Source organism: Nocardioides bigeumensis (assembly GCF_039531755.1).
Classification (GTDB): domain Bacteria; phylum Actinomycetota; class Actinomycetes; order Propionibacteriales; family Nocardioidaceae; genus Nocardioides; species Nocardioides bigeumensis.
Genome location: NZ_BAAAQQ010000014.1, coordinates 300,793 through 313,701 on the forward strand (window position 1 = coordinate 300,793; position 12,909 = coordinate 313,701).

10 protein-coding genes are annotated in these 12,909 nt (G+C 71.0%); 2 read left to right on the plus strand and 8 right to left on the minus strand.

Translation table 11 applies throughout. The annotated features are described in order from the left end of the window. Window positions 1–94 precede the first annotated feature (94 nt). The 5 genes from ABD295_RS20675 to ABD295_RS20695 form a co-directional block, all read right to left on the minus strand. The gene (locus tag ABD295_RS20675) at window positions 95–1,456 is read right to left on the minus strand and encodes a class-III pyridoxal-phosphate-dependent aminotransferase (RefSeq protein ID WP_344305741.1); all 1,362 of its coding nucleotides are present in this window, start codon (window positions 1,454–1,456) and stop codon (window positions 95–97) included. Continuing rightward, window positions 1,453–3,087: an amidohydrolase gene (locus ABD295_RS20680; RefSeq protein WP_344305742.1), complete on the minus strand. Its 1,635-nt coding sequence runs from the start codon at window positions 3,085–3,087 to the stop codon at window positions 1,453–1,455. The genes ABD295_RS20675 and ABD295_RS20680 overlap by 4 nt, the downstream gene beginning before the upstream one ends. Window positions 3,088–3,114: 27 nt before the next feature. Next, window positions 3,115–4,203 carry an ABC transporter substrate-binding protein gene (locus tag ABD295_RS20685; RefSeq protein WP_344305744.1) on the minus strand — a complete coding sequence of 363 codons (1,089 nt, stop codon included), beginning with the start codon at window positions 4,201–4,203 and terminating at the stop codon, window positions 3,115–3,117. Between the two features lie 83 nt (window positions 4,204–4,286). Next, window positions 4,287–5,198 (minus strand): ABC transporter permease, encoded by a 912-nt coding sequence (locus tag ABD295_RS20690; RefSeq protein WP_344305745.1) that lies wholly within the window; start codon window positions 5,196–5,198, stop codon window positions 4,287–4,289. Further along, a complete protein-coding gene (locus tag ABD295_RS20695) occupies window positions 5,189–5,941 on the minus strand; it encodes an ABC transporter permease (protein ID WP_344305746.1) in 753 nt (250 codons plus the stop codon). The genes ABD295_RS20690 and ABD295_RS20695 overlap by 10 nt, the downstream gene beginning before the upstream one ends. A gap of 316 nt (window positions 5,942–6,257) precedes the next feature. Here ABD295_RS20695 and ABD295_RS20700 point away from each other — a divergent pair, with 316 nt between their 5' ends. Next, entirely contained in the window at window positions 6,258–7,382 is a 1,125-nt protein-coding gene (locus tag ABD295_RS20700) for an ABC transporter ATP-binding protein (protein WP_344305747.1), read from the plus strand. A 3-nt stretch (window positions 7,383–7,385) separates the two neighbouring features. On the opposite strand, the gene ABD295_RS20705 is transcribed toward ABD295_RS20700, so the two are convergent. Genes ABD295_RS20705 through ABD295_RS20715 form a run of 3 tightly spaced genes read right to left on the minus strand, consistent with a single transcriptional unit; the run spans window position 7,386 to window position 11,621 of the window. Further along, on the minus strand, window positions 7,386–8,498 hold the full coding sequence (locus ABD295_RS20705) for a M20 family metallopeptidase (protein WP_344305748.1): 1,113 nt from the start codon (window positions 8,496–8,498) through the stop codon (window positions 7,386–7,388). Beyond that, a complete protein-coding gene (locus ABD295_RS20710; protein ID WP_344305749.1) occupies window positions 8,495–9,943 on the minus strand; it encodes an aspartate aminotransferase family protein in 1,449 nt (482 codons plus the stop codon). Before ABD295_RS20710 ends, ABD295_RS20705 begins: the two co-directional genes overlap by 4 nt. Window positions 9,944–9,947: 4 nt before the next feature. After that, the gene (locus ABD295_RS20715) at window positions 9,948–11,621 is read right to left on the minus strand and encodes a phytoene desaturase family protein (RefSeq protein WP_344305750.1); all 1,674 of its coding nucleotides are present in this window, start codon (window positions 11,619–11,621) and stop codon (window positions 9,948–9,950) included. Between the two features lie 84 nt (window positions 11,622–11,705). On the opposite strand from ABD295_RS20715, the gene ABD295_RS20720 reads away from it, so the two are divergent. Continuing rightward, window positions 11,706–12,872, plus strand: a complete 1,167-nt coding sequence (locus ABD295_RS20720; protein WP_344305751.1) for an NAD(P)/FAD-dependent oxidoreductase — start codon at window positions 11,706–11,708, stop codon at window positions 12,870–12,872. Window positions 12,873–12,909 lie beyond the last annotated feature (37 nt).

The following is a 12,909-nucleotide window of genomic DNA, read 5'->3' on the forward strand; positions in this document are numbered from 1 at the left end:
CGGGCGGTCGACGACCTGGTTCCAGCCGAGCCTGAGAGTCGCCAGCCGTCCAAAGCGGCGTCCAGGGATCCCCGCCTAGGCGGGGAATCTCCTCCTAGCCCAGCACCTCGTCGACGGCGTCGACGACGAGGGCCAGGGCCGAGCGCAGCAGGTCGGGCGGCATCACGAGGGACGGCTGGATGTTGATCGTCGTGGTGCTCGAGTCGACGAGCACGCCGCGGGCCAGGATGGCGGCGGCGAGCGCCTCCTGGAGGTCGGCAGCCCGCGCCTGCGAGACCTTGTCGGTGACCAGCTCGACGCCGACGAAGCAGCCCTGGACGCGTACGTCGCCGACCTGCTCGTAGTGGTCGACCAGGGGCGCCAGCACCTCCGCCGAGACCTCGTGCAGCGCGCGCACGTTCGCGAGCACGCCCTCTGCCTCGAAGACGTCGAGCGACGCGAGCGCGACCGCACACGCGGCTGGGAGCCAAGCCCAGGTGCTCCCGGTCGACACGTCGTCGAAGGTGCCGAGCACGGCCTCGGTGCCGAGCACGGCGCCGATCGGCATCACCCCGCCGCCCATCGCCTTGCCCAGGCACATCAGGTCCGGCTGCAGGTCCCAGAGCTCGGCAGCGAAGAGCTGCCCCGTCCGGCCGAAGCCGGTCTTCACCTCGTCGAGGCAGAGCAGCCAGCCGTGCTCGTCACACAGCGCGCGCAGCGCCGTCCAGAACGAGGCAGGAGGTACGACGACGCCGCCCGACCCGAGGACGGGCTCGATCACCACGCCCGCGACCTCGCGCGGGTCCACGGCGTGGAAGAGCAGGTGGTCGCGGATGAAGTCGACAGTGCTGTCGCCCGAGCCACCCGGACGTGGCGGCGCGAATGGTGACCGGAACGGACGCGGGTACGGCGCGTGCACGAAGCCGCCCCCGAGGCCCCGGGTGCCCTGGCCGATCTCGTGGTGCTCGGCACCGAGGGCGGCCGTGGTCGTGGACTCGCCGTGGTAGCCGCCGTAGAACCCGAGGATCAGCTGCCGACCTGTCGCACGACGCATGAACCGCACAGCGGTCTCGACGGCCTCGGTGCCGTTGAGCGACAGGTCGACGCGGGTCAGGCTGGCCGGCGTCACCCCCAAGAGCCGCCGGGCCAACCGGGACATGAGCGGGTTGGTGACAGCGTGGCTGTCCTCGTTGCCGAACGCCGCCAGCTGCTCGGCCGCCACCGCGACCAGGTCGGCGCGACCGGCGCCGAAGGGCACCGACGCCGACGAGCTCACGAGGTCGACGAAGACGTTGCCGTCGAGGTCCTCGACCAGCCAGCCCGACTTGCGCCTGGCCACGAACGGGTAGGTGCCGTGGGTCAGCCCGGCGTAGAAGACCTCGCCCTGGGCGTCGAGCTCGGCTCGGGAGAGCGGCCCGGGCAGCGACCCGCTCACCCGTGGCGCCTGGTCCGGGCTCACCGGGAAGTCGTCCGTCACGTCGCCAGTCCTTCCGGGTCGTGCACGGCCTCACCGTCCACCAGGGTCAATCGCACGCGTCCGAGCGTCTCTGGGTCGTGCTCGGCCGTGAGCAGGTCACGATCCAGCAGGGCCAGATCTGCAAGCATGCCGACCCCGATCGCCCCCGTCATCCCGTCCAGCCCGTTCACGCGCGCGGAACCGGCGGTGTAGGCGTCGACGATGTCCGTCACGGTCATCCGCTCGTGCGGCATCAACACCTCGCGGTCCGGGTCGGTCGTCCCGGGCGCGAGCCGGCGCACCGCGACGTACGCGCCGAGCAAGGGGTCCGCGCTGCTGACCGGCCAGTCGCTTCCGGCGCACAGGGGTGCCCCGGCGGCACGCAGGCTCTCGAACGGGTACCACCAGCCTGGTCGCTCGTCACCCAGCCAGCGGTTCTCCTCTAGCAGCTCCTCGTTGAGCTCTGCCCACAGTGGCTGGAGGTTGGCCGCCACGTCGAGGGCGGCGAAACGCGGTATGTCGTCGGGATGCACCAGGCAGACGTGCGCGACGTGATGCCGGCCAGGTGTCGGCCCGTTGACCGCCCGCGCGCTCTCGACCGCGTCGAGTGCCTCGCGGACGGCCCGCTCCCCGATGGCGTGGAGGTGCACGCCGAAGCCGAGCGCGTCGAGCTCGACGACCGCGGCCTCGAGGTCGTGCGGCGGCAGGAAGAGGTTGCCGCAACCGCACTCCAGACCCGTGCCCGGATCCAGGTAGGGCTCGAGCACCGCGGCGCTCTGGTTGCCCGTGGTTCCGTCGACCATGATCTTGACCGCCGGCGCGGCGAGGCGACCGACGTCCGCAGCCCGCCGCTGCTCGACGAAGCGGTCGATCTGGTCGCGGCCCTCGTCGCGCTCCCACCAGAGCGCCGCGCGCACCCGCGCCGTCAGCCGGTCGGAGCGGGCCAGCGCGATGTAGGCATCGAGAGTCGCGGGCGTCGTCCACGCGTCCTGCCATGCGGTGATACCGAGCGAGTGGAAGTGCTGCTGCGCCGTGAGGACAGCACGCTCGTAGTCCTCCTGGCCCGGGGGCGGGAGCTCAGACTCGAACCAGATCTGCGCGCCTTCGTGCAGTACCCCCGACAGGGTCCCGTCGGCACGCCGACCCAGCCGTCCGTGAGCGGGATCGGGCGACCCGTCATGCAGCGCAGCCCACGAGAGCGCAGCTGAGCTCACCAGCGCGTCGTGGCGCCCACCACTGACGAGGTACGCAGGCCGGCCCGGGGCGATCTCGTCCAGGAACGCCCGGTCGAGGTCCGGGCCCATGATGTGGAACTCCCAGCCCGACCCCAGCAGCCACTCGCCCTCCGGGAGCGAGGCGACGTGCTCGCGCACGATCCGGCGTACGTCGTCGACGGTCCGCCCGGACGAGACGTCGCAGCGCATCAGGTCGATGCCACCCATCGGCGGGTGCGCGTGGGCGTCCTGGAAGCCGGGCAGGAGGGTCGCTCCACCGGCGTCGACGACCACCGTGCGAGAGCCCGCCGCCCTGGCCAGCACGTCCTCGTCGCTCCCGAGGGCGACGACCCTGCCTGCCTTGATGGCCAGGGCCGTCGCCTGCGGGTGCTTCCACACCGCGGCCCCGCGGATGACCAGGTCCGGCTCAGCGGGCACCAAGCACCCCCGACGCCGCAGCCGACGTCACGAGGCCTTGACCTCCTGCCAGAGGCTGGTCCACGCGTCGATGTCCGCCGGGCTGTCGAAGGTCGCGGAGTCGCGGTAGCCCTCGACGTTGTCCTGGCCGCTCACCTCGCGCACCTCCGGCGACAGCTCCGCCGCCGATGCCTGGTTGGAGACGAGATAGCTGAACTTCTCGGCCTGCACGGTCTGCACGGTCGGCGAGAGCGCGTAGTTGAGGAACGCATACGCAGCGTCGAGGTTCTCCGCCGACGAGGCGAGCGCGTAGCCGCACGTCCACGCCAGCGGCGTCTCCATGGGCGCGAAGGCGATGTCCTCGCCGTCGACCTCGCCGATGAGCGTCACGTCCTGTGGCACCAGGTCCACCTCGCCGTTCTTCCACAGCGTGCTGACAGCCGCACCCGTGTAGTAGCTCGCGACCCGCGACTTCTGCTCGACCAGCAGGTCCTTCACCTCGGCGAGCTGCTCGGGCGTCATGTCCTGCGGCGGGAGGTACCCGAGCGCCAGGCCCGCGGCGATGATGTTGGTCAGCGGGTCGTCGGGCGTGGCCACGCGCACGTCTGCGGTGTAGAGGTCCATCCACGACGTGGGCGGGGTGTCGAACGCCGAGGGCCGGTAGATCAGACCGTAGGCGCCGCCGACCAACGGCAGCATGAAGGTCTCGCCGTCGACGTCGACGCCCTTGACCTGCTTGAAGAACGGGTAGATCTCGTCCCAGTCGTCGATCCGCGAGGTGTCGATGGGCTGGAGTGAGCCGTCCTCGATCTCCTGGTCGACCGGTCCCGCGCAGGTGTTCACGATATCGGTCTCGAAGCCACCCTTGAGCTTGGCCACTGCCTCGGTGTCGCCGGCGATCTCGGCCTTCTGCACGTCGAGGTCGGGGTACTGGTTGAGGAACGGGTCGAAGACGTCGGGGTCGAACGCGTCGACGTACGCGAAGATCCGCAGCGTCCCGCTGACTTCGCCGGAGCCGTCGCCTGCGTCCCCACCGCCATCACCGCCGCCCGAGTCGTCACCGCCGCAGCTCGCCAGGGTGAGCACGACGGCGAGCGCCGTGCCGACCGCGGCCCACCTGGAAACTCGTGTGTGCATGCTGGTTCTCACTCTCTTTCACTCTGCTGCTGGACGATCCGAGACGAACCGAGACAGGAACCGAGGTTGGCCGGAGGCATCGCTCACCGCCCGTAGAGGCGGCGCGTCGCCCACTGGGCGGCGGCCACGAGGAGCAGCGACACGACGAGCAGCAGCGACGCGGCCGCGGCAGCGGTCGGCCAGTCGCCGACCTGCAACAGCTGGTCGCTGACGAAGTTGCCGACCATCAGCGACGACGGGCCGCCCACCAGCGCCGGTGTCGCGAAGTCGCTGAGCACCGGGACGAACACGATGATGAACGCGCCGAGGATCCCGGGTGCCGACATCGGCAGCAGCACCGACCTGAAGAGCGCGAACCTGCCGGCATAGAGGTCACGGGACGCCTCGATCACCGACTGGTCGATCGAGCGCATCGACGAATAGATCGGGATGACGACGTACGGCAACCAGCCGGCCGTCAGCACCAGCACCACCGAGAACCGCGAGAACAGCAGCCCGTCGATCGGCGCATCTGTGATGCCCACGCCCATGAACAGCTTGTTGATGATCCCGTTGGTGCCGAGGAGCGCGTACCACGAGTAGATGCGGACGATGTCGCTGATGCTCCCCGCCAGCACCAGGAGCATGAGCACCGGCAGGCGCCACTGGGGCGGCACCCGGAAACGGATGAGGTACGCCAGCGGGTAGCCGAGCAGCAGCATCAGCCCGAAGCTCAGCCCTGCGATCTCGAAGGACTGGCCCACGGTCTTGAGCAGGTGTCCGGTGGTGAGCACCCGCTCGTACGCCGAGAACGCCGACCCGCCGTCGTCCGGCTGCAGCGGGCGGACGAGCAGCCCCGCCAGCGGGGCGTAGAAGAAGGGGATCAGGACGAGCAGGCTCAGCGGTAGCGCCCAGACCGCTGCGCGCTGGACACGGCTCCGCGAGGCGCGCGCGGGACCCCGCCGACCCGAGGGCGACACGTCCTCGACTGGCTTCGTCGTCAGCGTCACAGCCATGCGCTCACCGCGTCCTTGTCGCGCCGTGAGAGGTACACCACGACGAAGAAGAAGACGAGGTTGAGGGCAAGCATCAACGTCGACGCCGCGTTGACCACCGGAAGGTTCTCGGCGTGCCGGAGCTCGCTGTAGCCCCAGATCGGCAGGGTCGCGCTGTAGCCGCTCACGAAGAACGTGACGACGAAGTTGCCGATCGAGGAGATGAAGGCGAAGACCGCCGACGTGATCAGGGGAGTGACGAGCTGGGGCAGGACCAGGCGGAGGAGCACCCCGACCTGCGAGGACCCGAGGTCGAGACCGGCCTCCTCGACGGCGGGCTCGAGGCCGACCAGGCCGGAGTAGAGGACGAGGGTCACGAGCGGGAACGTCACGACCGTCTGCATCAGCACGATGGTCAGCACCGACCCCTGCACCCCCACCCACTGGAAGAACAGCAGCCCGGAGACGCCGATCACGAGCCACGGCACCACGAGGGGAACCGCGTGCAGAGCCAGGACGACCCCGCCGAGTCGTGCCGGGGCTCGCGCGATCGCGTAGCCGCTCACCAGGCCGAGCACGACCGATACTGCCGTGACGATGGCCGCGACGATCAGCGTCGTGCGCAGCGCCTCCATCGCCTCGCGGTCGTCGAAGAGCGCGGTGAACCAACTCGTGGTGAAGCCCTCGAAGGGCAGCCCCAGGGTGTCGCTGGAGTTGAAGGCGAACATCACCAGGGAGACCAGCGGCGCGAAGAGCAGCGCCATGCAGAGCAGCATGAAGACCCAGCCGGCGACACCGAGCCGGGGTTCGTGCGACCGCGCGATGAAGCGTGGGGCCGGTCGCTGCTCTGGGGATCGGATCTCGGGCTCCTCGTGGGTCGGATGCCGTCAGACGAGCGGGGTGCGTGCCCGCCGTCGAGCGTTCGTCGCGACAACGTCCCGGTGCATGCGAGGGAACTATGGCATGAATGTAGAATGTTGACAATCCTGCTGTCGTCGGTGAAAGTGGAGCGACGTCCATGCGTGTCGGAAGGAGCCTCCGCTGTCCGCGACCCTCCGCCCTGCTGAACTGGGGGCCCTGGTGACCGACGTGACGACCCCGCCGGCGATCGAGCTCCGCGGGGTCTCCAAGTGGTACGCCGCCGACCCCGACACACCTCCTGCGGTGGACGCGATCGACCTGGCCATCGCGCCTGGTGAGTTCTTCTCCCTGCTCGGTCCCTCCGGCTGCGGGAAGTCCACGACGCTGCGGATGATCGCCGGCTTCGAGCATCCGGACTCGGGTGACATCCGGCTTGGCGGGACGAGCGTCGTCGACCTGCCGCCCAACCGGCGCGACATCAACATGGTCTTCCAGAACTACGCACTCTTCCCGCACCTCAGCGTCTTCGACAACATCGCCTACGGGCTGAAGCGCAAGCGGGTGCCGCGCGCCGAGATCCAGAGCCGGGTGGCGGAGATCGTCGAGCTCATGGAGCTCGGCCCGACCGCGAAGCGCCGTCCGCGAGCCCTCTCCGGCGGTCAGCAGCAGCGGGTGGCCCTGGCCCGCGCGCTGGTCAACCGGCCGCGCGCGCTGCTCCTCGACGAGCCCCTCGGAGCGCTCGACCTCAAGCTGCGCCAGGCCATGCAGACCGAGCTCAAACGCATCCAGCGCGAGGTCGGCATCACCTTCGTCTACGTGACGCACGACCAGGGCGAGGCGCTCGTGATGAGCGACCGGATCGCCGTCATGGACGCCGGCCGCGTCCAACAGCTGGGGACGCCCGAGGAGATCTATCAGCGGCCGAGCAACCGGTTCGTGGCTGGCTTCATCGGGTCGTCCAACCTGCTGCGCGGCACGGTGAGTGGCGTCGCAGACGGCATCGCCACCGTCGACGTCGGCGCCGGTGACCGCGTGCTGGTGCTCGTCCGTGAGGGGCTCGTCGAGGCCGGGCGGGAAGCCCACCTCACCGTGCGTCCCGAGCGGGTCACGCTGACCGGGCACTCGGCCGACGTCACCGCGCTCAGCACCACACGCTGCCACCTCCGCGGACGCGTCGCCGAGATCGCCTTCCTCGGCACCTACACCTCGTTCCAGGTGCACACCCTCATCGGCGCGACGATCGTGGTGCATCGCCAGAACCACTCCGACCACGACTTGACGCCCGCGGTCGGAGACGACGTGCTCCTGCACTGGGACGCCGGCGACTCCCACGCCCTCGGCTGAGGGTCAGAGCTCGCCGCTGCGCAGCACCACCGCCGCCAGGACGCGGGCACCCTCCACGATCTCGCTGACGGCGACCTGTTCGTCCGGGCGGTGGGCGAACCGCAACGAACCCGGCCCGAACCCGACCGTCGTCGACCCCAGCTCGGCAAAGCTGTGCGCGTCGGTCCACGACGGCATGGTCGTGTGCACGGGCTCGACGCCGCGGACCCGGCGTACGGCGTCGTCGAGGAGGCCGACGAGAGGCGCACCCGGCGGGGCAAGGATCGGGTCGACCGCCTCGATCAGCTCGAAGCGCGCCCCGCGCGACTCGCAGAGGTCCGCGATCGCCTGCGTCGCCTCCGCTGCCTCGCCGACGGCACCGAGCCGTACGACGACGCGCATCCGAGCAGTGTCGGGCACGACGTAGAGGTCGGAACCGCCCTTGAACTCCTGCACGAACGCGACGTTGTCGAGGGTGTCGGGATGCGCGCGGTTCAGGACTGGCAAGGCCAACAGCTCGCGGGCCAGCTCGAACCCGTGGTGCAGGGCGTTGTCCCCGAGCTCGGGCCGGGAGCCGTGGTGCGAGCGCCCGGACGTCTCGACGAAGCAGTCGAGGATGCCGGCCTCCGCCACGCAGATCTCCAGCTCGGTCCCCTCGAGGGCGATCACGTGCGGCGGTGGCCCCAGAGCCGCGAGAGCCATCGACCCGTGGCCATCCTCCTCCTCGTCGACCGTGAGTCCCACGGCCACCGGGAGGCCTGCCAGGTCGACGCCGGCCTCGCGCACCAGGAGCAGGGCCAGCAGGCACGCGACCACCGAAGCCTTGTCGTCGACGGCGCCGAGCCCGTGCACCAGGTCGCCCTCGACGGTGGCGCGGCCGTCCCAGTCCCCTGTGGCGGCCACCGTGTCGAGGTGCGCCGTCAGCATCAGGCGCGGCTCCTCGGCGCCGATCAGCACGTTGGGCCCGTAGCCGGGCACCTCCTGGCGGCGCACGGGGAGGCCGAGTCCCTCCGCCAGCGTCACCACGTGGTCAGCGACGGCATGCTCGTCGCCGCTGAGCGACGGGATCTCGACGAGGGCGACCAGCTGGTCCCGGGCCCAGTCGGTCGTCCAATCGGCTCTGCTGTCAGCGCTCACCGCCGCCGCGTGCCGCCGTCCGGCGCGATCCGCTCGAGCAGGCTCGGCGCCTCCGGCGGCGGGTTCGCGGCGACGTCGCGGATCACGTCGGCGATCGTCTCGCAGGCCCACTCGAACAGCTCGATGGGCATCGTGAGCGGCGGCTGCAGGCGGTAGACCCACTTGCCCAGCTGGGTGACGCCGAGGACCCCGCGGTTGACGCACTCCTGGTGCACCACCCGATGGAACTCCGGTGCAGGCTTGATGGACGCCTTGTCGGTGACGAACTCGATGCCGATGAACGCGCCCAGCATCCGCACGTCGCCGACCTGCTCGACCTCGTCGACAAGCGGCGACAGGATGCGGCGCGCGGTCTCCTCGATGCGGGCCACGTTGGCGAGGGTCTCGCCGTTGGTCAGCACGTCGATGCCGGCCGAGGCGCCTGCGCAGGCCGCGGGCGTCCAGGCGAACGTGCCGCCGCCGTGGACATCGGTTGTCCCCATCACCTCCTCGGTGGCCATCACCGCCGCGATCGGCTGACCACCGGCAGCGACGCCCTTGCCCAGCAGAAGGATGTCGGGACGCAGGTCCCAGTGCTCCCCGGCGAAGACCGTGCCGCAGCGGCCCATGCCGGTCTGCACCTCGTCGAGGATGAGCTTCCAGCCCCAGCGGTCGCAGGCGGCGGTCAGCCGCTCCCAGAAGGCGGCTGACGGGACGTGGATGCCACCCTCGCCCAGCACCGGCTCGATGAGCACGCCGGCGATCTGCGTGGGCTCGACCTGGTGGACGAGCAGCCACTCCTCGATGAAGTCCATGTAGAGGGTGTCGTCGTAGGGGCCGGGGCCGCGGTGGAAGGGCGCGCGGAACTGCTGGGGGTACGGCGCGAACACCAGCCCGCCGACGTACGCCGAGCTGGCGCTGTTGACCTCGGCCAGGTCGGTCGAGACGCTCGCGGTCAGGTAGGTCACCTCGCCGTGGTACTGCCCGTGGAAGACCAGGATCATGGGCCTTCCCGTCGCCTCGCGAGCGAGCTTGACGCCGGCCTCGACGGCGAGCGTGCCGCTCAGCGAGACCATCACCCGGGTGATCCCCGGGGGTGCGATGGCCACGAGCTTCTCGGCAAGCTCGATGGCGATGTCGTTCTGGACGTAGTCGGTGATCTCCATGCCGTAGTTGCGCTGCGCCGCGACGACGGCCTCGGTCACGGTCGCCGGGGTGGCGCCGTACGGCGTCGCGCCCCAGCCTGCGACCAGGTCGGCGAAGACGTTGCCGTCGACGTCGACGATCAGGCAGTCCTCCTTGCGCACCTCGACGAACGGCACCTCGTCGTGGTCCTGCATCGGCGCGGCGGCGACCTTGTCCATGCGGGCGAAGAGCTCGGCGCTCTTGGGACCCGGGAGCGGGGTGGAGACGTGCGGCCAGAGGTCCGGCGTCGGCGGGCCGGACGGGCTGGTGGGGCTGTTCATGGCGTCAGCTTCCTTTGCTGCGTCGACGAAGCAGGCCCGAGGCCTTTCGCTGGTCGCGAAGGACCTCGGCGGCGCAGTTGCGGCCGTTGGCGCCGCTGACCCCGCCACCCGGATGGGTGCCGGCACCGCAGAGATAGAGGCCCGAGATGGGCGTCCGGTAGTCGGCCCAGCCGCGCACCGGTCGGTTCATGAAGAGCTGGTCCGGCGCCATCTCGCCGTGCAGTGCATGGCCTCCGGTGATGCCGAGCACGCGCTCGAGATCCAGCGGCGAGAGCACCTGCCGGTGCAGGACCGATGTCGAGATCCCGGGGAAGTAGTCGTCGAGCTCCGTGAGGACGCGATCGGCGATCTTGTCCTTGACCGAGTCCCAGTCGCCGTCGGCCAATGAGTAGGGCTGGGAGTTAATGTCGACGGTCGCGACGTGCTTGCCCTCGGGAGCGAGGGACGGGTCGTGGACGGTCGGGAAGCACATCTCGATGTGCGCGCCGACGGCCGGGATGCCGGCGCGCGCCTCGGCCTGCTGGAGGTCGAGCACGTCGAGCGTCGGCCCGAGCTCGAAGATGCCGCGGTGATAGGGCTGAGGCCCCGAGCCGGCCTGGCCGCGGGCGGCAGGCAGCCGGTCGAGCGCCAGGTTGATCTTGATGCTCGTCCCGTCGATGCGGATGTTGCGGACCGCGCGCAGGAAGTCGGCGGGCAGGTCGCCCGGGTCGCAGAGCTTGTCGAAGGTGTGCACCGGATCGGCGTTGGACAGGACGAGGCCGGCCTCGACGACGGAGCCGTCGGCCAGCGCCACTCCGGTCGCGCGTACGTCGTCACCGGTCCCCGTGGTCAGGATCCGCTCGACGCCGACGCCCGTCCTGATCTCCGCTCCCGCCTCTCGGGCAGCCTCGGCCATCAGCTCGGTGACGCGGCCCATCCCGCCGCGCACGAACCCCCAGCGCCGCAGCCCTCCGCCCGGCTCGTGCGAGACGTGGTCGTGCAGCAGCACGTAGGCCGTCCCCAGTGTGCTCGGCCCGTTGAGGCTGTCGTTGATCGAGTGCCAGCCGAGCGCGGCGCGCACGTAGGGCGACTCGAACCGCTCGGCCAGGTAGTGCGTCGCCGACGTCGTCAGCAGGAACAGCGCCTCGTCGAGGTCCTTGCGGCTGCGGACTGCGCTGCCGAGCATCGCCCGGAGCGTGCGCCCGTCACGCGCCCGCAGCGTGCCGACGTTGAAGGCGGTCAGGTCGAAGGTGGGGACCAGCAACCCGGCCAGGCGCAGGAGCTGGTCCTCGACCTCGGGGAGCGCCGCGGCGTCGGCCGGCGAGAAGCGGCGTACGGCGCGAGCGGCCTCGGCGGGATCGTCGTCGAGCAGCAGGTCGGCGCCGTCCGGGAACAGGTTGAGGGAGGGGCCGGCGTCGTCGGTGACCACGCCCCGCTCGCGCAGCCGCAGGTCCTTCCAGATGGCGGGGCGCAGCATGCTCAGGATGTACGCGCCCGTGGAGGCGCGGTAACCCGGCGCGAACTCCTCGGTCACCGCGCAGCCACCGACGATCTCGCGGCGCTCGACGACCAGCACCCGCTTGCCGGCCTTGGCCAGGTAGAACGCGGCGACCAGGCCGTTGTGACCGCCGCCGACCACCACCGCGTCGTACTGCCGCGGACGTGCATCGGAGAGGCGGCCGAGCGCGGAGACGGTCACGAGACGGACGCTAGGGGAGCGATTGAAGGATTGTCAACAATCTGCTGTCGACAATGTGAGGGTCCGGGGTCTACCGTCGCGTCCATGCGCGTGGTGGTCGTCGGGGCAGGTGCATGGGGACTGCCCACGGCCGTCGAGCTTGCCCGGCGTGGGCACCAGGTGACGCTCGTGGACCGGTACGGCGCCGGCAACCCGCTGTCCTCCTCGAGCGGTCCCACCCGGCTGTGGCGCTTGGCCGACCCGGACCCCGCGGCGATCCGGCTCGGCCACCGGTCGCTCGCCGCCACGCGGCGCCTCGAGGAGCGGGTCGGCCGCCGACTGCTCCTCGAGCAGGGGCTGCTGTGGCGCGACTCGCCCGCCGCGCTCGCCGTCATCGCGGCGGCCGTGTCGGCAGAAGGCGTCCGCCACCGAGCCGTCCCCGCCGCCGCCGTGGGTGAGGCCCTCCCGGGCCTGGTGCCCGACGCTCGGGACGCGCTGTGGTTCCCCGACGCCGGCTCGCTGCTCTCCGCGGAGCTGCTCGCCGGCTGCCGGCGGCTGTTCGCGGCGGACGGCGGCACCGAGGTCGCCGGGGTCGTCACCGCAGTGCGGACGACGGGCGTCGGCGCCGAGGTCGAGCTGGCCGACGGCACCGTGCTGCGGGCCGACGCCGTCGTCGTCTGCGCCGGCCCGGGTACGCCGAACCTGCTGCCTGGCCTCGGGCTGACCGTGCCGCTGCGCACCTACCTCGAGCAGGTGGTGCACCTCGGGCGCGACCTCGATCCGGACGCGCGCGACGCGCTCCCGTGCCTCTTCGACGGGCCCGGCGAGCACGGCGGCGGGATCTACACGATGCCCACGCCGGGCATCGGCTACAAGCTGGGCCTCGACGACCCGCTGCGCACCTGGCTCCCGGGCGACGACGACCGCACGCCCGACCCGGCGCGCACCGCGGCCATCGTCGGCCGGTCGGTCGCCCTGCTCCCCGCCCTGGGGCGCGACGTCGTGGACGAGCTGGTCTGCTGCTGGACCGACTCGCCGGACGGCGCCTTCGTCGTCGACCGCGTCGGAGCCGACCTCGGCAGGGTGGTCGTCGCCTGCGGCGACAGCGGCAAGGGCTTCAAGTACGCCGCCGGCATGGGCGAGCTCCTCGCCGACCTCGCGGAGGGCCAGCCGATCGCGCCTGACGTCGCCGCCATGTCCTCGCGTCGGTTCGACGATCGGGACGCCGATGAAGCCTGGGAGCCGACCGCTCTGGGCGGGGTACCCACCTGAGCGCCACAATCACTACACACGCACCACACGAAGAGGG

Coding starts and splice junctions, on each gene's coding strand:
- ABD295_RS20685 (WP_344305744.1), bottom strand. CDS start 4,203: ATGCACACACGAGTTTCCAGGTGGGCCGCGGTCGGCACGGCGCTCGCC.
- ABD295_RS20690 (WP_344305745.1), bottom strand. CDS start 5,198: ATGGCTGTGACGCTGACGACGAAGCCAGTCGAGGACGTGTCGCCCTCG.
- ABD295_RS20695 (WP_344305746.1), bottom strand. CDS start 5,941: ATGGCGCTGCTCTTCGCGCCGCTGGTCTCCCTGGTGATGTTCGCCTTC.
- ABD295_RS20710 (WP_344305749.1), bottom strand. CDS start 9,943: ATGAACAGCCCCACCAGCCCGTCCGGCCCGCCGACGCCGGACCTCTGG.
- ABD295_RS20720 (WP_344305751.1), top strand. CDS start 11,706: ATGCGCGTGGTGGTCGTCGGGGCAGGTGCATGGGGACTGCCCACGGCC.